The organism is Demequina sp. NBRC 110055 (assembly GCF_002090135.1).
Classification (GTDB): Bacteria; Actinomycetota; Actinomycetes; order Actinomycetales; family Demequinaceae; genus Demequina.
This window is the reverse complement of sequence record NZ_BBRL01000004.1, coordinates 666,932-686,701: the sequence shown is the minus strand read 5'-3', so window position 1 is coordinate 686,701 and position 19,770 is coordinate 666,932. Positions and strand designations below refer to the sequence as shown.

Annotated in this window: 18 protein-coding genes; 8 read left to right on the top strand and 10 right to left on the bottom strand. The window is 69.7% G+C overall.

Annotated elements, in window-relative coordinates; genetic code table 11:
- Positions 1-42: 42 nt before the first annotated feature.
- The 8 genes from B7K24_RS03215 to B7K24_RS03180 form a co-directional block, all read right to left on the bottom strand.
- A complete protein-coding gene (locus tag B7K24_RS03215) occupies positions 43-396 on the bottom strand; it encodes a hypothetical protein (RefSeq protein ID WP_144268093.1) in 354 nt (117 codons plus the stop codon).
- A 79-nt stretch (positions 397-475) separates the two neighbouring features.
- Complete coding sequence (locus B7K24_RS03210; RefSeq protein ID WP_084128668.1) at positions 476-1,417, bottom strand: carbohydrate ABC transporter permease; 942 nt, start codon at positions 1,415-1,417, stop codon at positions 476-478.
- Positions 1,417-2,484, bottom strand: a complete 1,068-nt coding sequence (locus tag B7K24_RS03205; protein WP_084128667.1) for a carbohydrate ABC transporter permease — start codon at positions 2,482-2,484, stop codon at positions 1,417-1,419. The genes B7K24_RS03210 and B7K24_RS03205 overlap by 1 nt, the downstream gene beginning before the upstream one ends.
- An 81-nt stretch (positions 2,485-2,565) precedes the next feature.
- Positions 2,566-3,951, bottom strand: a complete 1,386-nt coding sequence (locus tag B7K24_RS03200) for an ABC transporter substrate-binding protein (RefSeq protein ID WP_084128666.1) — start codon at positions 3,949-3,951, stop codon at positions 2,566-2,568.
- Positions 3,952-4,184: 233 nt separating this feature from the next.
- Positions 4,185-4,610, bottom strand: a complete 426-nt coding sequence (locus B7K24_RS03195; RefSeq protein ID WP_084128665.1) for a sterol carrier family protein — start codon at positions 4,608-4,610, stop codon at positions 4,185-4,187.
- Between the two features lie 53 nt (positions 4,611-4,663).
- Positions 4,664-6,964, bottom strand: a complete 2,301-nt coding sequence (purL, locus tag B7K24_RS03190) for a phosphoribosylformylglycinamidine synthase subunit PurL (protein ID WP_084128663.1) — start codon at positions 6,962-6,964, stop codon at positions 4,664-4,666.
- Between the two features lie 129 nt (positions 6,965-7,093).
- Positions 7,094-7,384 carry a hypothetical protein gene (locus tag B7K24_RS03185; protein ID WP_084128661.1) on the bottom strand — a complete coding sequence of 97 codons (291 nt, stop codon included), beginning with the start codon at positions 7,382-7,384 and terminating at the stop codon, positions 7,094-7,096.
- Positions 7,385-7,421: 37 nt separating this feature from the next.
- Positions 7,422-8,129: a hypothetical protein gene (locus B7K24_RS03180; protein ID WP_084128660.1), complete on the bottom strand. Its 708-nt coding sequence runs from the start codon at positions 8,127-8,129 to the stop codon at positions 7,422-7,424.
- Positions 8,130-8,193: 64 nt separating this feature from the next.
- Between B7K24_RS03180 and B7K24_RS03175 the strand changes: the two genes are divergently transcribed.
- Entirely contained in the window at positions 8,194-8,982 is a 789-nt protein-coding gene (locus B7K24_RS03175; protein WP_234986531.1) for a sensor histidine kinase, read from the top strand.
- Positions 8,979-9,491 (top strand): phosphoribosyltransferase, encoded by a 513-nt coding sequence (locus B7K24_RS03170; RefSeq protein WP_084128656.1) that lies wholly within the window; start codon positions 8,979-8,981, stop codon positions 9,489-9,491. The genes B7K24_RS03175 and B7K24_RS03170 overlap by 4 nt, the downstream gene beginning before the upstream one ends.
- Position 9,492: 1 nt before the next feature.
- On the opposite strand, the gene B7K24_RS03165 is transcribed toward B7K24_RS03170, so the two are convergent.
- Together B7K24_RS03165 and B7K24_RS03160 are read right to left on the bottom strand one after the other, a co-directional pair.
- Complete coding sequence (locus tag B7K24_RS03165) at positions 9,493-9,768, bottom strand: Txe/YoeB family addiction module toxin (protein WP_084128655.1); 276 nt, start codon at positions 9,766-9,768, stop codon at positions 9,493-9,495.
- Entirely contained in the window at positions 9,765-10,016 is a 252-nt protein-coding gene (locus tag B7K24_RS03160) for a type II toxin-antitoxin system Phd/YefM family antitoxin (protein ID WP_084128653.1), read from the bottom strand. The genes B7K24_RS03165 and B7K24_RS03160 overlap by 4 nt, the downstream gene beginning before the upstream one ends.
- 66 nt (positions 10,017-10,082) lie before the next feature.
- Between B7K24_RS03160 and B7K24_RS03155 the strand changes: the two genes are divergently transcribed.
- The 6 genes from B7K24_RS03155 to B7K24_RS03130 all read left to right on the top strand — a co-directional run bounded on the left by B7K24_RS03155 (position 10,083) and on the right by B7K24_RS03130 (position 19,755).
- Positions 10,083-10,751 (top strand): response regulator transcription factor, encoded by a 669-nt coding sequence (locus B7K24_RS03155; RefSeq protein WP_084128652.1) that lies wholly within the window; start codon positions 10,083-10,085, stop codon positions 10,749-10,751.
- 77 nt (positions 10,752-10,828) lie between these two features.
- Entirely contained in the window at positions 10,829-11,578 is a 750-nt protein-coding gene (locus B7K24_RS03150) for an ABC transporter ATP-binding protein (protein ID WP_084128650.1), read from the top strand.
- Positions 11,575-13,575 (top strand): FtsX-like permease family protein, encoded by a 2,001-nt coding sequence (locus tag B7K24_RS03145; RefSeq protein WP_144268092.1) that lies wholly within the window; start codon positions 11,575-11,577, stop codon positions 13,573-13,575. Before B7K24_RS03150 ends, B7K24_RS03145 begins: the two co-directional genes overlap by 4 nt.
- Complete coding sequence (locus tag B7K24_RS03140) at positions 13,572-15,665, top strand: FtsX-like permease family protein (RefSeq protein ID WP_084128647.1); 2,094 nt, start codon at positions 13,572-13,574, stop codon at positions 15,663-15,665. The genes B7K24_RS03145 and B7K24_RS03140 overlap by 4 nt, the downstream gene beginning before the upstream one ends.
- Positions 15,662-17,758, top strand: a complete 2,097-nt coding sequence (locus B7K24_RS03135; protein ID WP_084128646.1) for an FtsX-like permease family protein — start codon at positions 15,662-15,664, stop codon at positions 17,756-17,758. Before B7K24_RS03140 ends, B7K24_RS03135 begins: the two co-directional genes overlap by 4 nt.
- Positions 17,755-19,755 (top strand): FtsX-like permease family protein, encoded by a 2,001-nt coding sequence (locus B7K24_RS03130; protein ID WP_084128644.1) that lies wholly within the window; start codon positions 17,755-17,757, stop codon positions 19,753-19,755. Before B7K24_RS03135 ends, B7K24_RS03130 begins: the two co-directional genes overlap by 4 nt.
- Positions 19,756-19,770: the final 15 nt, after the last annotated feature.

Sequence of the window (19,770 nt, the reverse complement as noted above, 5' to 3'; positions counted from 1 at the left end):
GACAAGTGTCCCACACGGCCGACGCTCCCCGGGGCTCGGCCGTCAGGCCTGGGTTTCGTCGGGACCGGCGTCGCGCTGCTCGGCCTCGGCCTCCGCCTGCTTCATCGCCTTGAGCTCACGCGGGGTACCGCGGTCGAGCAAGACCGCGACCACGCCGCCCACGACGACGCCGAGCACGATGAACCCCGAGGCCACTAGCAGCGCCACCGTGCCGCGGCCCACGCCGGTCGAGTTGGGCAGGACCAGTCCCAAGATGAGACCCAGCACGCCGCCCACGATCACGCCGGTCGCGATGAAGGCCGCGAACTTGGGCGCGCGGCGCACGGACGCGGGCAGCACCTCGCGGTCGGCCGCGTCGAAGTCGGCGGGCTCGGGGGAAGGCTGCTGCTCACTCACGGCGCCCAGTCTAGGCGCCAGCATGGCCGATGCCGTGGCGGGGCTTCGCAAGGAAGCCCGCCACGGCATCGGCCGTCTGCTATCCCTTGGTCGAGCCGGCCAGGAGGCCGCGAACGAAGTAGCGCTGCAGCGAGAAGAACACGATGAGTGGGATGATCATCGAGATGAACGCCGCCGGCGGGACCAGGTACGCGTACTGGCCATAATCACCGGCGAGGTTCGAGATGGGGTACGTCAGCGGGTACGTGTTCGCGGAGCCGAACACAGCCGAGACGAGCAGGTCGTTCCACACCCACAGGAACTGGAAGATCGCGAGGGACGCGACCGCCGGCAGCGACAGCGGGATGATGATGCGGAAGAACATCTGCGTGTGGCTCGCGCCGTCCACGCGGGCCGCCTCGAGCACTTCGCGCGGGATATGCGACACGAAGTTGTGCAACAGGAACACCGACAGTGGCAACGCGAAGATGGTGTGGGCGATCCACACACCGCCGAACTCGCCCGCAAGCCCCAGGTTGTCGGGGCCCAGGATGCGCAGCAGCGGGATGAGGGCGAGCTGCAGCGGCACCACCTGGAGGGCGAAGATCAGCACGAACAGGAAGTTCGAGCCCCTGAAGGGGATCCACGCGAACGCGTAGGCCGCCATGAGCCCCAAGACGACGGGGAACACGACGGACGGCACGGTGACGACGATCGAGTTGAACACGTACTCGAGCAGCGGAGGCGCCGTCGAGTTGTCGCCGAACGAGTCGAACAGCACCTGGTTGAAGTTGTCGAACGTGAGTCCGCCGTCGGCGAGCACCGTCCACCACGCGTCGGTGCGGTAGCGGTCCCCGGGGATCAGCGAGGTCATGAACAGCGCCACGGTGGGGATGGTCCACACCAGCGCGATGATGATCGCCGCGGCGGTGGCCCACGGGCTGGTGAGGGTGTTCTTCGCCTTGGCAGCCTTGGTGAGGCTCTTGCCCTGAGTCGGCTTGGGGTCCTCGACGGGGTGCTGGGGAGGCATGGTGACGCTCATCAGTGAGTCTCCTTCACCTTGTTGAGGGATCGCACGTTGTAGACGACCACCGGGATCACGAAGATGAACAGGATCACGGCCAGCGCCGCACCGAGCGCCTCGCGGCCCTCGACGAAGCTCAGCACGTACATCCTGTTGGCGACGATGTCGGTGTTGTCGCGACCCTGGGTGACCGTGCGGACGATGTCGTAGACCTTGAGGGCCATGATCGTGATCGTCGTGAGCACCACCACGATCGTCGAGCGAATCGACGGCACCGTGATGCGCCAGAAGCGCTGCCAGGCACTCGCACCGTCAAGCGAGGCGGCCTCGTTCATCTCTGCCGGCACGCCCTTGATGGCGGCGGACAGGATGACCATGGCAAAACCGGTCTGAATCCACACCAGGATGACGATGAGCCAGAAGGTGTTCCAGGGACTATCGCGCAGGAAGTTATAGGGGTCCAGTCCCACCAGCTCGCGCAGGGCATTCAGCATGCCCGTCTGCTCGCCCACCTGGTTGTAGTCGTACATGATGTTGCCCCAGATGACCGAGGCGCCCACGAGCGAGATGGCCATCGGCATGAACACCAGCGACTTCAGCACCTTCTCGCCCTTCGCGCGGTCGATGAAGACGGCGTAGGCGAGACCGAAGCCCGTCGACAGCAGCGGCACCAGGATCATCCACACGAAAGTGTTGAGGATGGTGCGCAGCGTCGACGGGTCGGAGAAGGCGAAGCGGTAGTTGTCGAGCCCGATGAACTGCATCGTGGTGGTGTAGATGCCGGTGTCGGGGTCGGGCGCTTGGGTGATCTCATTAAACGACAGCCACGCGGTGTCGACGGCGGGGTAGATCAGGCCCACGCCCAAAAGAAGAAGGACGGGCGCGACGAGCACGACGAGTTGCACCTTGTCGCGTGCGCCACCCTTGATGAGGTCGGCGCCAAACATGATGAGCGCGACGATCGCGATGAACGCGACGATCGCGACCCCGGCAAACAGCAGGTTTTGGCCCTGAGAGGCCCAGAAGTCGGCGCCCAGATCGCCGGCGGCGATCACCGAGCGCCCGGACAATGCAGTCGACCCCATCGTCGACTCCTTTCGTGGTGGGAGACGAGCCCGGTGGGGCCCCGCTCAGCGCGAGGCCCCACCGGGGTCATCAGCGTGCGATCAGGGCCAGGCGTTTTCGATGTTGGTCAGCACGGTGTTCAGGTCCGTGCCGCCGACGTAATCGTTCATGCCCGTCCAGAAGGCGGAGGCACCCACCTCGGCAGGCATGAGGTCGGAGGCGTCGAAACGGAACACCGTGTCCTCTCCCTGCAGGATCTCGATGGAGGCCTGGCCGATGGGGCTCGAGGCGTTGGCCGGGTCGAGACCCTTGTTGGCCGAGATGACTCCACCGATCGAGACGCGCTCGTTGGCCCAGGTGTCCGAGGACAGGAAGGCCTGGAGGGCCTGGGTGGGCTCCTCCTCGTTGAACGCGGCCACGAACTCGCCACCGCCGGTCACCGCCGCGGGGTCATCCGCGTTGATGTTGGGCGTGAGGAAGGCCCAGATGTCGCCGTCTTCTGCGACCGTGGTGCCCTCGGGCCACTGAGCCTCGTAGAACGAGGCCTGGTGGTGCAGCGAGCAGTTGCCCTCGAGGATCTGGAGGCCGGCCTCCTGGAACGAGGTCTCCACGATGGACGACGGGTCACCCAGACCACCATTGACGTAGTCCGGGTTCGTGGCGATCGCGCCGAAGGACTCGAAGGATTCCGTGATCTCGGGCGAGGTGAAGTCGAGGTCACCGGCCACCCACTGGTCGTAGGCGTCGGCGCCGTGCTGGCGAAGGACCAGGTCCTCGATCCAGTCCGTGCCCGGCCAGCCGGTCGCGGTGCCAGACTCGAAGCCGATGCACCACGGCTTGTAGCTGTCGCTACCTCCATCGGCCGCCATCGTCTCGGTGAGAGTCATGAGCTCGTCCCACGTAGTGGGGACCTCGTAGCCCTTCTCGGAGAACTCAGAGGGCGAGTACCAGACCCAGCCCTTGACGGAGGCCATCAGCGGAGCGGCGTAGAACGTGGTGCCGACCGTGCCGTAGTTCTTCCAGTCCTCGGACCAGAACTCGTCGACGTTGGCCGAGACGGCCTCGGGAGCGGGAACCACCGCGCCCGTGCCAACCACGCGCTGCAGCAGACCGGGCTGCGGGATGATGGCAAGGTCGGGAGCGTTGCCGCCCTCGACGCGGACGTTGATCTCGGTCTCGAACTCGTCCGAGCCGTTGTACGTCACGTCGATGCCCGTGCACTCCTCGAACGTCATGATCGACTCCGTGAGTTGCTCGGCCTCGACGCCAGAGATGGTGCCGTAGAGCTCGACCTCAGCGCCGTCAAACGTGCCGTAGTCGGCGTAGTCCTCGCAGCCGGCCATCATCTCGCCGCCGTCGCCACCGTCGGTGCCACCCGTTGCCGTGGTGTCGGTGGTCTCTTCTGGGTCGCTGTCGGACGAACAGCCCGCCAGCACGAGCCCCGCTGCCGCGAGCGCGGCCATGGGGGCGATGAAACGTCGCTTCATGTGAAGCACCCTCCTCCTCGTTGAGTGGGCTTCGGCGAGCCGTCGCGGTGCCGAAGCGGCGAGAGCTCCGCCGCTGCTTCGCGGCTTCGCAAACGCTTACATGTCACAGTAGGCGGGCAGTGGGCGCTTGCCAAGTCTTGTCACCAAAGTCACCGAATCGTGACTTTCCTCACGGCCGATGCCGCGGTTGCGAAACGCTTCGACCCTGGTCTCCGTAGGGGCCGGGCGGGCGCTCAGTCGAGCGGCAACAACGCGGAGAGGTCGGAGCGCTCACCCGAGGCGTCGACCTGGCCGGCTGCCACAGCATCGGCCCACGACACTCGCCCCGTCGCCAAGGCGAGCCACACCTCGGGCTTCATCTCCACGACCGCGGGCGGGGTGCCGCGGCGGTGCGTGGGACCCTCGATGCACTGCGTCGCCCCGAAGGGCGGTACCCGCACCTCAAGCGCATTGCCGGGTGCGCGAGACGCCAGCTCCTCGAGCGTGAAGCGCACCGCGGTCGCGAGGGTGGGGCGGTCGATGGCGGGCTGAGCGTCGGGCGCCGTGGCGGCCTGGGGTGCGTGGAGGTCGGCCTCGCGAGTGGAGCCGCGCCACGCGTGCACGGCGGCGCGGCCGGCCTCGATGTCGATGCGGCGGCGGGTGGTCCTCGGGGCGGGCATGCCCTCTAGCGTGTCACACCCGCGGCGACGACCCGCGGCGCATCTGCGAAGGGTTAGGCGAAGTGCGCCGGGACCGTGTGCGACCAGGCCGCGCGCAGGTCGTCGAGCGGCAGCTCGAACTGTCCCTGCACCTCGATCGAGGACTCCGGCACCGTGTAGCCCACGCGCACGGCGGGCACGCCGCGGGCCTCGAGCATCGCAGTGAAGCGCGGCTCGTCCTCGCGGATCACGCCCACGAGCACGCGGCCCTGGGTCTCCGAGAACAGCGCCTGAGCGGGCGTGACACCGTCGCGCTCGCACAGCTCGTCGAGGACGATGCGGGCACCCACGCCGTAGCGCAGCGAGGCCTGAGCCAGCGCGGCGGCGAGGCCACCCTCGCCGATCTCACGGGCGGCATCGGCCAGCCCGTCGCGCGAGCAGGCGACCATGACCTCGGCCAGGGTCTTCTCGGCCGCGATGTCGACCGTGGGGGCGTCGCCGCCCAGGTGGCCGGACAGTTCCGCGAAGCGCGAGCCGTCGAAGTCCGCGCCGGTGGTGCCGAGCACGTAAAGAATGAGGCCGTCCTGGCGCCAGCCGCTGGGGGTGACGCGCTCGACGTCATCGAAGATGCCGAGCATGCCCACGATCGCGGTGGGGTTGATGGAGCTGTCGATGCGGCCGGGCTCGCCCGTGCCGTTGTACAGCGACACGTTGCCACCGGTGACGGGCACGCCGAGCTCCTGGCACACGTCCGCCAACCCGCGAATAGCCTCAACGAACTGCCACATGGCGTCGGGGTCCTCGGGCGAGCCGAAGTTCAGGCCGTCGGTGATGGCCGTGGGCGTCGCGCCGGCGATGGCGACGGCGCGGTAGGCGGCGACCACGGACTGGCGAGCGCCGTTGTACGGGTCGAGCTTCGTGTAGCGGTCGTTGGATCGCGTCGCGATCGCGACGCCGCGCCCGGTCTCCTCGTCCACCCGCACCACGCCGACGGTGTCGGGGCGGGCGGCGGCGGTGTTGCCCTGCACGTACCGGTCGTACTGGTTGGTGATCCACGAGCGGTCGGACAGGTTGGGGCTCGCCATGAGGTCGACGACCGCCTGGCGAAGCTCCTTGCCGGTCGCGGGAAGCTCGGCCGCGTAGGTGTCCCCCTGCAGACCGTCCATCCACGCGGGACGCGCGTAGGGGCGGTGGTAGGTGGGACCCTCGTGGGCCACGGTGCGCGGGTCGACGTCGACGATGCGCTGACCGTGGTGATCGATGGTGAGGCGACCCGAGTCGTTGACCTCGCCCACCACGGAGGACTCGACGTCCCACTTGGCGGTGATGGCCATGAACTGGTCGAGCTTGTCGGGAGTGACGACCGCCATCATGCGCTCCTGCGACTCCGACATGAGGATCTCGCCGGCGTTCAGGGTGGGGTCGCGCAGCAGGACGTCGTCGAGCCACACGTGCATGCCGCCCGAGCCGTTACTCGCGAGCTCCGAGGTCGCGCACGAGATGCCGGCGGCGCCGAGGTCTTGGATACCCTGCACCACGTCCGCGCGGAACAGCTCGAGGCAGCACTCGATGAGCACCTTCTCCATGAAGGGGTCGCCCACCTGAACCGAGGGGCGTTTGGCGGGCACACCGTCCTCGAAGGTCTCCGAGGCGAGGATCGAGGCACCGCCGATGCCGTCGCCACCCGTGCGCGCGCCGAACAGGACCACCTTGTTGCCGACGCCCTCGGCGGAGGCCAGGTGGATGTCCTCGTGCTTCATGACGCCCACACACAGGGCGTTGACCAGGGGGTTGCCCTGGAAGCTCTTGTCAAACAGCGAACCGCCGCCGATGTTGGGAAGGCCCAGCGAGTTGCCGTAGCCACCCACGCCACCCACCACGCCGTGAACTACACGGGCGGTGTCGGGGTGATCGATGTCGCCAAAACGCAGCTCGTCCATCGCGGCGACGGGACGCGCGCCCATGGCGAGGATGTCGCGGACGATGCCGCCCACGCCCGTCGCGGCGCCCTGGTAGGGCTCGACGTACGACGGGTGGTTGTGGGACTCGACCTTGAACGTGACCGCCCAGCCGTCGCCGATATCGACCACGCCCGCGTTCTCGCCCATGCCGACCATGAGACGTTCCTTCATCTCAGGCGTGGTCTTCTCGCCGAACTGCTTGAGGTGCACCTTGGACGACTTGTACGAGCAGTGCTCGGACCACATGACGGAGTACATGGCGAGCTCAGCCGCGGTGGGGCGCCGTCCCAGCAGATCGACGATCTGCGCGTACTCGTCGGGCTTGAGGCCCAACTCCGCGAACGGCATGTCCTGTTCGGGAGTGGCGGATGCGTTCTCGACGGTGTCGAGGTGCTGGTCGCGTGCGTCGGTCATGTCGTCCCTTAATGGCCGCGGTCGGATACGGGTCAAGAGTACCGGCGGGCGTGCTGCCCATCGGCCCCGCCAGGGCGGCCGCTGCGCCGGTCGCCTGAGGCGGTCCCGTGCGGCTTCCCGAGGCGAGAGTTAGGTGCCGGTCACCTGGGCGGCGGCGAGGACCGCCTCGAGCAACTGCTCGGGGGTCAGCCCCTCGGAGCGGACGTGGATGAAGTCGCGGTCCTCGACCTCGGTGACGACGACCCCGGGCGTCGCGGTGAAGCGGTCGACGAAGCCGTCGTAGGCATCGGCCCCCGCCACGCGGCCCAGGTCCTCGTCGAGCCATACGGTCGCGGTCCAGCCGTCGGCCTGCGGCTCCATCACCGTGAAGGTGAGGTCGTTGTCGCCGACGGTCACGGTGCGCTCGACTCGGGTACTCATGCCGTCCACCGTAGCGAGCGGACGCCGCCGGGCCGGGTCAGACGCGGGCGAGCCTGCGCGCCTGCTCCAAGAGATCCTCGTGGCTCACGCCCGGGGCATCCACGTGGAGCAGCTCGGCGCTTTCCCAACCCACCTTGACGACGGACTCGAGCGCCGCGACCTGATCGGCGATGCTCTCAGCCACCACTGACGGGTCCATCCACAGCACGTGGGTGTAGCCGTCGGCACGAGAGGTGCCGCAGTCGAAAACACCCGCGTCATCGACGAACGCGGGCGGCCAGGTTCCCGCCCCGCGGCCGGGAAGGGGCGCGTCGGCCGGCGTCACGTCGGGAGCGAAGGACGGCTCGCCGTCGAGGTCGTTGGCGACCCGTGCGAGCGCGTCAAGGCCGTCGTCGCGAGGGTTGCCCATATCTGACCTCTCGTCACGTTGGTCCGGACCCTTGAGCGCCTCCGCTACGGCCTGCGCGGTGGCGAAGACCTCCGCGCCCAGCATCATGGCGGCGCGAAGATAGACCCGGTCACCCCCGGGCCACACGGCCTGCTCGATGCGGGGTTCGGCCTCGAGGGCGCGGCAGTAGCCCGCGGGCATCCTGACCGGGTCGACGTGGAGGGCGTGGGTGAAACCCGGTTCGCCGGCAGGTCCGACATCCAGGATCGTCGCGGCGGGAGCGGCGAGGGCCGCATCATCCGCGAGCGCGGAGCCGGGGTCGCGTGGGAGCCACTGGGGTTCCTGGGGGTGAAACATGCGTGCGCCTCGTCTGCTGGTGTTCTCCTGTCCTAACGCGCCGGACGGCCATTACTGTTCCCCCATGGTGTGGATTCTGAGCGTGCTCCTCGCGGCCGCACTGCTCGGCGTCGCCCTGCTCACTGTCCGCCTGCAGGCCACCCGCCGCCACGCCTACCGGCTCGAGCGTCAACTGACGCGCGATACCGAGGCGGAACGCGCACTCGCCGCGGCCGACGAGCGCGCCCGCATCGCCCGTGAGATGCACGACGTCGTCGCCCACACTCTGTCCGTCGTCGTGGCCCAGGCCGACGGCGGCCGCTTTGCCGCGAAGGCCGACCCCGCGCAGGCCGCCCACACGCTCGAGACCATCGCCGACGTCTCCCGCGCCGCACTCACGGAGATGCGCGCGCTGCTGGGGCTCCTGCGCATCGGCGACGAGGACGCCGCGTTGGGACCGCAGCCCAGCATCGGCGACATCCCCGCGCTCGTCGCCGCCACCCGCGACGGTGGCCTGGACTGCTCGTATGTCACCACCGGAACTCCGCGGACGCTGCCGATCGGGGCCGGGCTCGCGCTCTATCGCATCACGCAGGAGGGCCTCACTAACGTGTTGAAGCACGCGGGGCCGGCCGCGAAGGCCTTCGTGCAGCTCACCTGGGAGGCCGATGCCGTCGCGCTCACCGTCTCGGACGACGGCCGCGGCGCGGGGGCGCGCGACGACGGCGACGGTCAGGGCCTGGCCGGCATGCGCGAGCGGGCCACGGTGTTTGGGGGCACCCTCGCGGCCGGGCCGCGCGCGGGCGGCGGGTTTGTCGTGAAGGCGCGGCTGCCGCTCACGGCGGCCACGGCATCGGCCATACTTGCGCCATGACGGAGACTCCTGAGCGCGAAGTGCTCACCTGGCAGGGATACGGCGACGCGTCGCGCGAGCTCGCGCAGATGGTCGTGGACGACGGCTACGAGCCCGATGTGGTGGTCGCGGTCGCACGCGGCGGACTGCCGGTGGGTGGCGCGATCTCGTACGCTCTGGGCACCAAGGGCGTGGGCACGCTGAACGTCGAGTTCTACACGGGCATCGACGAGCGCCTGCCCGAGCCCGTGGTCCTTCCTCCCCTGCTCGACACCGACGCGATGGCGGGGCTCAAGGTCCTCGTCGCGGACGATGTCGCGGACACGGGCCACACCCTCGCGCTGGTCAAGAAGTTGATGGAAACTCACGCGGCCGAGGTGCGCACCGTGGTGCTCTACTCCAAGCCCCGCTCAGTCATCGAGCCCGACTACGTGTGGAAGCACACCGACCTGTGGATCACGTTCCCCTGGTCGGCACTCCCGCCCGTCACCCCTGGTAAGCCGCACCCCGAGGAAGGCTCGGCGGCCTGAGTCAGTCCGTGTAGTGATACCGGCAGGCGGCAATGCGGACCTCGTCGTCCACCACCTTGTAGACCAGCCGGTGCTCGTCGGTGAGGCGTCGTGACCAGTAGCCGTGGAAGCCGTGCTTGAGTGCCTCGGGCTTCCCGATGCCCTCGTGCGGGACGCCTTCCTGAGCGCCCCGCACGATGTCGCGGATCACGGTGTTGATGCGCTTCAGCACCCGGCGGTCAGCCGTCTGCCAGTGGACGTAGTCCTCCCACGCGGTCTCGGAGAAGACGAGCCTCACTCCACCAGGTCCCGCTCGGAGCCTTCGCCACGCTCGAGCGCCTCGATAGAGCCCAGGAGGCGCCGTGCATTTGCCGGGTTCTGCAACAGGTAGGCCGTCTCCTTGAGCGACTCGTAGTCGGCCAGGGACACGATCACCACGGGCTCCTTGCCCGCGCGCGTGACCACGACCTCCTCGCGGTCGTCGAGCACCGAATCGAGCACCCGGGCATAGTTCTGCCGCGACTGCGAATAGGACATGGTCTTCATGGCACCTCCTTACGTACAAAAAAGTGTACGTCGCGACCACGGATGGCGCCAGGCATACTGGGCGCCATGACCATCCGCGTCGCCCTGGTCGACGACCAGCAGCTCATCCGTGCGGGCTTCCGCATGGTCGTCGACTCTCAGGACGACATGGAGGTGGTGGCGGAGGCCGGGGACGGCGCCGCAGCAGTCGAGATGCTGAGTGCGCTCGAGCCGCCGGCGGACGTGGTCCTCATGGACGTGCGCATGCCTGGCATGGACGGCATCGAGGCCTGCTCGCGGGTGGCCGATGCCGTCGTCACCAAGGTCGTCATGCTCACCACCTTCGACCTCGACGAGTACGTGGTGGCGGCCATCAAGGCCGGGGCGAGCGGGTTCCTGCTCAAGGACGCGCCGCCCGAGGATCTGCTTGCCGCGATCCGCACGGTCCACGCGGGCGACGCGGTCATCGCACCCTCGTCCACCAAGCGGCTGCTCGCGACCGTCGCCGCCCAGGTGCCGGACCCTGCTCAGGCGAGTGACGCATCGGCCGTCGAGAGCCTCACCGAACGCGAGCGCCAGGTGCTGGTGCTGATGGCGCGCGGCAGGTCCAACGCCGAGATCTGCGCGGAGCTCTTCCTCGCCGAACCCACCGTCAAGACCCACGTGGGCCGGGTGCTCGCGAAGCTGGGCGCGCGCGACCGCGTGCAGGCGGTCGTGATGGCCTACGAGGCCGGGGTCGTGCGCGCGGGCTCGTAGCGTCATACCTGGGTATGACGCGATTGCATGCCGTGGGCTGACGCGGCGCCGCGACCGGCCCGCGTAGCGTGACGGCCATGGGGGAAGCAACGACGCCCGTCGCACTGACGGCACGCGGGCTCACGAAGACATATGGCTCCGGCCCGACCGGGGTGACGGCCGTTGACCACGTCGACCTGGACATCCCGGGCGGCGTGCTCACCGCGGTGATGGGGCCGAGCGGGTCCGGCAAGACCACGCTGGTGCACCTGCTCGCCGGGCTCGACAGGCCCGATTCCGGCCAGGTGTACGTGGGCGACGACGAGCTGACAGGGCTGTCAGACAAGCAACTCGCGCAGGTCCGCGGCCGCGTGGTGGGCTTCGTCTTCCAAGGCTTCAACCTCATCCAGACCATGAGCGGGCGCGACAACATCGTGCTGCCGCTGCGCCTCAACCGGCTGCCGCAGGACGAGCAGTGGCTGGCGACGCTCGTGGAGATGTTGGGCATCGAGCGGGAACTCGTTCGCAAGCCCTATGAAATGTCGGGTGGTCAGCAGCAGCGGGTCGCCATCGCCCGCGCGCTGATCACCCGGCCGCGCGTGGTGCTCGCCGACGAGCCCACCGGCAACCTGGACACGCACGCGAGCGCGCAGATCCTCTCGCACCTGCGCACGTCCTGCCGCGAGCTGGGCCAGTCGGTGGTGATGGTCACCCACGACCCCGCCGCGGCGTCCTATGCGGGCAAGGTCCTGCTGTTCGCCAACGGGCGGGTCGAGGGGCACATCACGGATCCCACGCCGGAGTCCGTGTTGGCTGGGTTGGACGCGCTCGCGGGGGTGGAGCGATGAGGTGGGTTCCTAGTGGCGTGATTGCCGTGTTCAGCGCGCTGTCGGCGTACGCGGCCTTGCCGCTGTACTCGGTGATCGCGAACTCGGGTGACCCGTTCCTGTTGGGGGGCATCTGGACTCCGCTGGGAATGCTCTTCTACCTCCCGATCCTCGTCGCGGTCGTCGGCGGTACCGCGGCCGTGTTCCGGGCGTTGTGGGTCGCCACCCGGCGAGCGGAGTTGGCCGCCTCGCTCGCCCTCGGCGGCACGCGGCGCGCACTGATCCGCTCACATGGCATCGCCGGCATACGCGACGCATGCGTGGGGTGGGGCGTCGGCACGCTGGTGGGGGCCGGGGCGCGCCAGCTGCGCGAAGGCATAGGCGAGGGATTCTGGATGGCCGATGCCGTCTCCACCTGGCTCGTGACACTCGCCATCGCTGTCGCCTGCCTTGCGGCCGCCTACGCCGCCGTCGCGCCGTGGTCGACACGCGGCTCGGTGGCCGATGTCTCCTCGGGCGCCTCCGTCATGACCGGCCCTGGGGTCCCGCAGCGCACGCCGGTGGCACCCGAAGCGGCGCGCCGGTCACGGCGGCAACGATGGGTGTGGGCGGGTGTGGCGGCACTCGCGATCGGTGCTGGCGTGATCAGCTTCGTGCTGCCGGGCCCGAACTCCGCAAACGACGATCCGGCCTGGCGATGGATCCTCAGTTTCGGAGCCGGCGCGGTCCTCGGATCCGTGGTCCTGGGCGTCATCCCCGCAGCGTTGGGATATGTCGGCGCACGGCTGGCTCGCGGAGCGTCCTTGTGGTCACTTCGCCGCGTGGGGGGCCAGGCCGTACCCGGCACTGCGAGAGCACTCGCGGCCGAGTCGCTTGCCCGTCCGGTGCCCCTCAGGTTCGGCACATTTGTCGCCATCGTCATGGTGATGGGCCTCACCGGCGCGCTCACCGTGGGATATGCGGGCAACGAGGCGCGCAACGAACTCAGCGGACAGTTGGAGACCCACGCGTCGATCTCCACGGTCGACCTGTTTGACGCCGACTTTGACGACGACACGGCGGCGACCACCGGCGGCTGGGCGCCTGGACTGCCGGGCGACGTTCTCGACGAGCTCCACGCCGACCCCGCGCTCACGGTCCTCCAGGCCGGCGTGCTCGTGACGGACGTCCGGATCGTCGAGGATCCATATAGCGAGAGCGAGTACGCGGCGCGCGACGTCCTCCTGGCCGTGCACGGCGCGGCCATCGACGCCTTCGTGCCGCACGCCACGTCTGCCCTGGGCTTGAGGGCGGGCACCGAATGGACATGGGGAGACCCGGGCAGTACGGGTGGATTTGGCGACGGCAGCCCCTTCGTCGAGGTCGGCGGCGTTCGCCGCGACACGACTGCGGCCAACAATGCACCGCCGTGGACAGGCATCGAACGAGGATGGGCGGAGTCTGTATGGGGCGCCTCCCCTACCGCCGCGGTCTTGCTCTTCCCGGCCGGCGATGTCAGCGTGGCAGACGCGATGGAAGCACACGACCTCACCGGTCTCCACACCATCGAGTTCAGCGGCTCCGCTCGTCATGAGGGGAGCGTCGACGGCGGTCTCGTCGCGACGATCGCGGCACCGTTCCTCCTCATCGCCGTCGCCATCATCGTGGGGATGGCCTGGGCATCGCAGCGGCTCCGCGCCCGAGACGACGCGACACTCCTTGCCCTCGGGGCCCGGGCCGGGTCCCTGCGCGGCGCGGCCGTGTGGGAGGCGGCGCTTCCCACCTTCTTCGCCTCGATGTTCGGCGTGCTCGGCGGTGCGGTGGTCGGCCTCGTCATCGAGGTCATCAACAATGCGGGCACGGCAGGCCTCGCGGGCGCCGCCTTCACCGCGTCGGTCATGCCGTGGGGCGCGCTCATCGGGCTCGTGCTCGGTGCCACCGCCCTCGCGGCCGCAGGCGCGGCGCTGGTCAGGGTCCGGCTCGACCGACTGACTCCGTCCGCGCAATTGCGCGAGGCGCAGAAGGCGGGGCTGTCGTGAACGGCGGGCCGATGCGGTGGGCCGCTGGCATCGTCCTCGCCCTTGGCGCGGGGGTCGGGTCCGCCATGGGCGGACCGGTGTGGACCTCGTTCGGCCAGTGGACCGGTGGAGACCTCGAGTGGCTCGTGTGGATCATGGCGCTGCTGTTCTACGGCATCCCCGGACTCATCATCACCGGTGTTCTCGCGACAGCATTCTTGCGCCTGGGGCTCGTGGGCGAGCGCGACGCGATCATGACGCGCATGGCGCTCGGTGAGCGGCGGGGAGAGATCGTGCGGGCGGCGGCGCGTGGTGGCGCAACGACGGGGCTGGCCGCGTCGGCGGTCGGCGTGCCGGTCGGGATGGTCATCGCGCAGGTGACCGACTCGGGCGCCCTGATGTCCTCGCGCAACTTCCCCGACGACCCCTCTGTGCAATGGGGCGCCATCGCGTGGAGCGTGGCCGTCGCCGTGGGCTTCACCGCGGTGGGCGCCATGGTCCACGCCATCGCGTTTGCGGCGGTCACGCGGGGCACGCCCGATGCCATGGCAGCCGCGAGCGCCGCCGGCACCGAGGTGCCGTACTCCACAGCGGAGCCGGTGCGGCGGTGGCACCGGGTGGCACGGACGGTGCCGGTAGCCGCGTTTGTCTTTGGCATGGCCATCGTCATCCTCAACCGCGCCGTGCCGCTCGACGCGTGGGCGATGGAGCACCTGTCTCCCGCAGGCTGGCTCATGGTGACCAAGAACGTCGGCCTGACCCTTGCCGTCGTGGGCGGCACGTGGTGCGGCTACCACCTGCTCGGGTGGGCGGCACGGCGTCTGGTGCGTGTCGCATCGGCCATCCTGGGCCGAGGGGACGCGACGGGCGGCCGGGCGTTTGCGGCGGACGGCCTCGCCCGCCCGACCGAGACGCGGCGACGTTCGCTCGCGATCACGGGGACGATCATGACGCTGTGGGTATGGGCGGTTGCCGCGAGTGGCGCCGAAGAGGCCGAGCTTGCGGCGGCGCTCGCGCTCGACGCCGACGCGATCGTGACCTCGGTTGACCCCTGGGCAGGAACCGGAGTACCCACGGGGCTCACGCAATTCGGGCTCGATCAGGACGTCATCGACGCGCTGACGCAGGACCCGGATCTGCGAGTCATCCCTGCACGCATCCTCGTCGAGGACGACACCAGCATGTGGTTCAGCAGCAATCTCGACCCAGATGAGCGCGAGCTCATGTATCAACCGTTCTCGCTGGCGATCACGCGCGAGGACGCGGATGTCGTGGCGCCCGACGCCTTCCGGCAGCTTGGGTTGTCCCCGGGCGTCCGCCTCACCGGTCGCGACACCGAGTATCTGCGCGACTACGAGTGGGTCGAGGTCGCCTGCTGCAGTACTGGCGTGAGCACGGTGAATACATGGATAGGCGCGTCACCCGTGTACTCGCTGTGGGCCCAAGCCCCCATGACTTCCGTCGACGGCGCCTGGGCGCGCGAGGTCTGGGGCGATGCACCCGTGTCGGCGCTGCTTGTCTTCGGTGCGGGAGGCCCGGACGAGCAGTTCGGGATGCCACGCTCGTCGGTCATTGCGGCCGTCGAGGAGGCCGTGCCGGAGGGATCGGGCTTTGTGTTGACGGCCGATGCGTCGACGGGGTGGATGTCCTTCACGAACGACGGCCTGGCGATGATCATCGGCGTGTTCGGTGCCGTGGTCGCCGTGGTGCTGTCGGCGGGGGTGGCGTCGGCATCGGCCCGCTCGCGCCGGCGTGAGCTCGCGACGTTCGCGGCGCTCGGCGCGTCGCCTCGGTCGCTGCGCGCAGCGCCGGTGTGGGAGGCAGTGGTGGTCTCCGTTGCGGCCGTCCTCGCGGGCACGGTGCTGGGTGCCGCGCTCGCCGTGACGCTAGGTAACCCATTCGTCCTCACGCCCGGCGCCCCGTTCGACCTCAGTGAGATCGCCTGGCACATGGGCCGCGACCTCGCGGCGGTGCCGTGGCTCGGCGTGCTGGGTGGGGCGGCGCTCGTGACGACTGCGTCGGCTTTGGTGGCGTGGCTGTTGGGGCGCGGGATGGCGATGGGTACGCCCGTCGATGAGCTACGCACCGCCGACAGGGAGGGCGTTAGATGATCGGGGTGCTGCTGCGCGAACAGCTACGGGCGCAGCGGGCGGCGCTGGCGTGGATGACGATGCTGATCGCTGCGGCCGCGGGCTTCGCCACGTACTCGTGGACGGCCAATCTGACGGACGATGCACTCGCCGCCCAAGGCGCGATCCTCCAGGGACGCGGCGAGCTGTGGGACCAATCCGCCGTGGTCGAGGACCACAGCAACGACGAGCTCGCCTCTGGCTGGGGCACGCCGATGACGCGCGACGAGATCGACGCGTTCGTCGCACAGGCGAACGCCGAGGGCGCGGGGCTCGTGGCGACCGAGACGGTCTACGACGCGTGGACCGCGCCCGAAGGTGACGCCGACGCGGGGTGGGGCGCGCTCGCCCAGGCCTTCTCCGGCGACGTGCTGTGGCACGAAGGGCTCGCGGAGGGCGACGCCCCCGGTGCCGGTGAGGTCGCGATCCCCGCCAACGTCGCCGCCGCGTGGGGCGTGGGGATCGGCGACCGCGTCGAGGTCGGCTACGACGCCGCTTCCGACACAGGTGACTACCACGCGGTCGGCGCTGGCACGCGGGTGGTGTCGGGCATCGTCGTCGACAGAGTGAACTGGGGAACCGACTGGGTCGGCGAGACGCCCACCGCCTTCTCCCCGGGCGACCCCCTTCTCGCCGCGAGTTTCGAGGCGTCTCCCGACTACGCCTGGGAGGGCGGAAAGTTCGCCCAGATGGAGTTCGCCTGGGAGCGCGACACTCCCGCAACCATCGCCGCGTTCCCCGATCATGGCTGGACGTGGGCGACGGGCGGCCCTCAGGCGAGCGGAGCGACGGTCTTGGCAGCGGTGCTGGCCGTTGGCACGGTCATCGCAGCCGTCGCCGTGGGTCGCTCCCAGGCGCAGCGCCGCGCTCGGTGGACGGCGACCGCGCGTGCACTCGGCGCCTCGCGATCATCCATTGCCGCCGCGACCCTCGCGGAGGGTTCGCTCGTGGGCCTGATCGGTGGCACCCTCGGGCTCGGCGCTGGGCTCGCGGTCGCGCAAGCACACCTTCAGGGCGTGCTGGACGCCGCCGCGGCCCCGCCCGACGTCACTCTCGCGGTACCGGCCACGACATACCTGACCGCCGTCGGCGGCGGGATCGTGCTGGGCCTGGTGATCACCGCGATTCCGGCGGCGCTGGCTGCCAGGGTGACCCCGGCATCGGCCCTCAAGGATGTCGCCGCCGTCGACGAGGCCGAATTGACGCGACGAGTGCGGGTGTGGCCTGTGGCGGTCATCACCGCGGTCGGCTACATCGGGATGGGCGTCTCCGCGGCGTTCTACCAACGCTCAGGTGACGGCTGGCTGCTGGTCTTCGGAGGCATCACCCTGGTGAGCGGCTTCGCGCTGCTCGTGGAAGGGTCGCGGCGGTGGGCCGGATGGCTGGGAGGGTGGCTGTCGCGGCGCTCGTCCCCTGCGGCGGTGCGTGCGGGACTCGACCTGCTGGCACATCCACGGCAGGCCGCGGCGCTCACCCTGTTGCAGTGCGTCACGCTCGGCGTGATCGTGGCGATGTCCACCATTTCCACGCTCACGGATACGAGCCCGGGAAGCGGGTCGTTCGGATGGTTTGCGTATGCACCGAACGGCGAGAGCTTCCCACTCCGGTGGGATGTCATCAGCATATGGATGGTGCAGTCGGCGGTGTCATGGCGGCTCTCCCTGGGCGTCCTGATTGCTCTGCAGGCGCTCGCAGGGGCGATCATCGCCGGCAGCCGCGGGCTCGCGGCCGTCGAAGAGGGTGCGGCGCGGGCACTGGGACTCAACGCACGGGCCGCACGCTGGGCAGAGGTGCTGCGGTTCACGCTCCCCCAGGCCGTCGGGGCGGCGGCGGGCGCCACTCTCGCGCTGGCTGCGGCGGTGCCATTCGTATGGGTGGGCGCGCAAGAGATGTACTACACCGGGCACGGGGTCACGCTGGTCGACGTCGCCGATGCGGCCCTCCTCGCGGCCCTCGTCGCGACACTAGCCTGGGCTGTCATCGCAGCGGGGGCCGCGGTGGCGTGGGCTGTCCGTGCGGTCAAGACGGGTCTGCGACGTGAAACAGCGCGCATCGGTGACGAGGTCACACGATGATCGGCACGCTGCTGCGCGAGCAGCTGAGGGCGCAGAGGCGTTTTCTCCTCTGGACGGGAGTCCTCCTGACGCTGGCGACCACCCTCGCGGCGACGGCCCTGACGGCCGCGGGAACACAGGCGAGCCTCGACGCACCCCTCGCGCCTCGAGAGCACGGCGCCTGGGTGCAGTGGTGGACCAACGGCGATCCCGTCTCGGGCAGCATCGAGGTGAGCGACACCATCGAGCCTGGTGACGTAGAGGCGCTCGTCGACGCGGCGCTGGTGGAGGGAACTGACGCTGGCGCCACCGTTGAGTCCTCGATCACGCCCGTCATGGCCACGGATACCGGAACCCCTCTCCTGGGCGCATACCCCTCGCTTAACTGGGCCGAAGTGCTCGTCGCGGGCACGGCACCTCAAGCCGGTGAAGTCGTGGTCTCCGCGAGCGTCGCCGAGCTGGTCGGCGTCGCTGTCGGTGACCTTGTCGATGTCGTCGACTCGTGGGGCGGCGATCGTGCAGCTACAGGGGTCAGGGTGAGCGGGCTCTCGGCCGCTGCGGCATCGGGCGCCTTCGTGACGTACCCCGCCACGGGATACGCCAACTGGGACGACGTACTCGACTGGGACGAGGCAACCGCAGAGATGACGGCGGAGAGTGCGAGCGGCACCACCACGCTCGCGAGCGCCCTCGTCTCATGGTCGGGACAGTCTGCCACCCTCGCGCCTCTCCTCACCGACGAGTCCGCGGCCCAACCAGCGTCCGCGGCCGAAATCTTCCGCGTGCCCCTCGACGGCTGGACGGGGACATTGTGGATCACTGCCCTCCTCGTCGGTGTCGCGGCCCTGGCGGCAGGTTTCGCCATCGGGCGATCGCAGGCGCAGGCACGTGTGGAGTGGGTCGCCACGGCACGTGTCCTGGGGGCCCATCGGGGCATGCTCCTAGCCGCGAGCGCGCTTGAAGCACTCGTGCTCGGGGCGGCCGCGAGCGCGGTGGGCCTGCTCCTTGGGTGGCTTGCCATCGCTGGAGTCCTCGCCATTCAGAGGTCGGCGCAACCCCTCGCAGACCTCCCGTCCTCGCCCGTGCTTCTGCCTGTCGCCGCCGGGTTCGTCGTGGGCCTTGGGCTCGCGCTCGCGGCACTGACCGCCGTTGTTCCGGCATTCTGGGCGGCCCGCGTTCCGCCAGCGGCTGCGCTCACGCCTGTCACCCCGCTCGCCGAGCAAAGCGTCTCGCGCACCGTGTCCGCGCGGTGGCTCGGTGCCCTGGTGATCACCGCCGCTGTGTGTGCAGCGTGTGGAAGCGCGCTGGCGAGCGCGGGAACAGGCTCCATTGCTCTCGCGCTCCAGTGGACTGGCCAGGTATCGCTCGTCGTCCTCGCGGCGCCCGTGCTCCTTGAGGCGTCGCGGCGTGCGATACCCCTCGTCGTCTCGCACGACGAGCGCTCGGGCGAGCCCTGGGCCATCGCCGCCGCGGGGGCGATGCGTGCACGTACCCGGCAGCTCTCCCTGGCCGCGATGATCGTGGGTCTCACCATGGCGGTGGCCTCGGGAGGACTCGCATGGACGAGACTCGACTCCGGTGACGCGGACCAGCTCTCGCTCGCGGCCGCCGCCGGAGTCGCGATCGCGGCCGCTACCGTGTCGATCCTCGTCGCGGTTGCCGTGGTGGCTACGGCCCGCGCCGCGGGTCGCGATGACGAGGGGGTTCGTGAAGCCCTCGGGCTCTCTCCCGCGAACGCACGACGTGCGGCAGCGGCGGAGTTGCGCGTGCCGGTACTGACGGGCGCCACGCTCGGCATCGGGCTCGCGTGGGTCACCGTCGTGGCCGCCTGGTCGCTGCGCGCGTCGACCGATGCGGGCGTCGACCTCGACGCCTGGGTCGCCGGCCTGCTGATCACGACCATCGCGGGATCGGTGACATGGCTAATCTCCGCCTGCGTGGGTGCGGGCGCCGCCGTTCTCGTGGGTCGCAGCGTGAGAACTCACTCGGGACACCGCCACGTTGCCCCGCGCCGATAGGCTCGCCGCCACCAA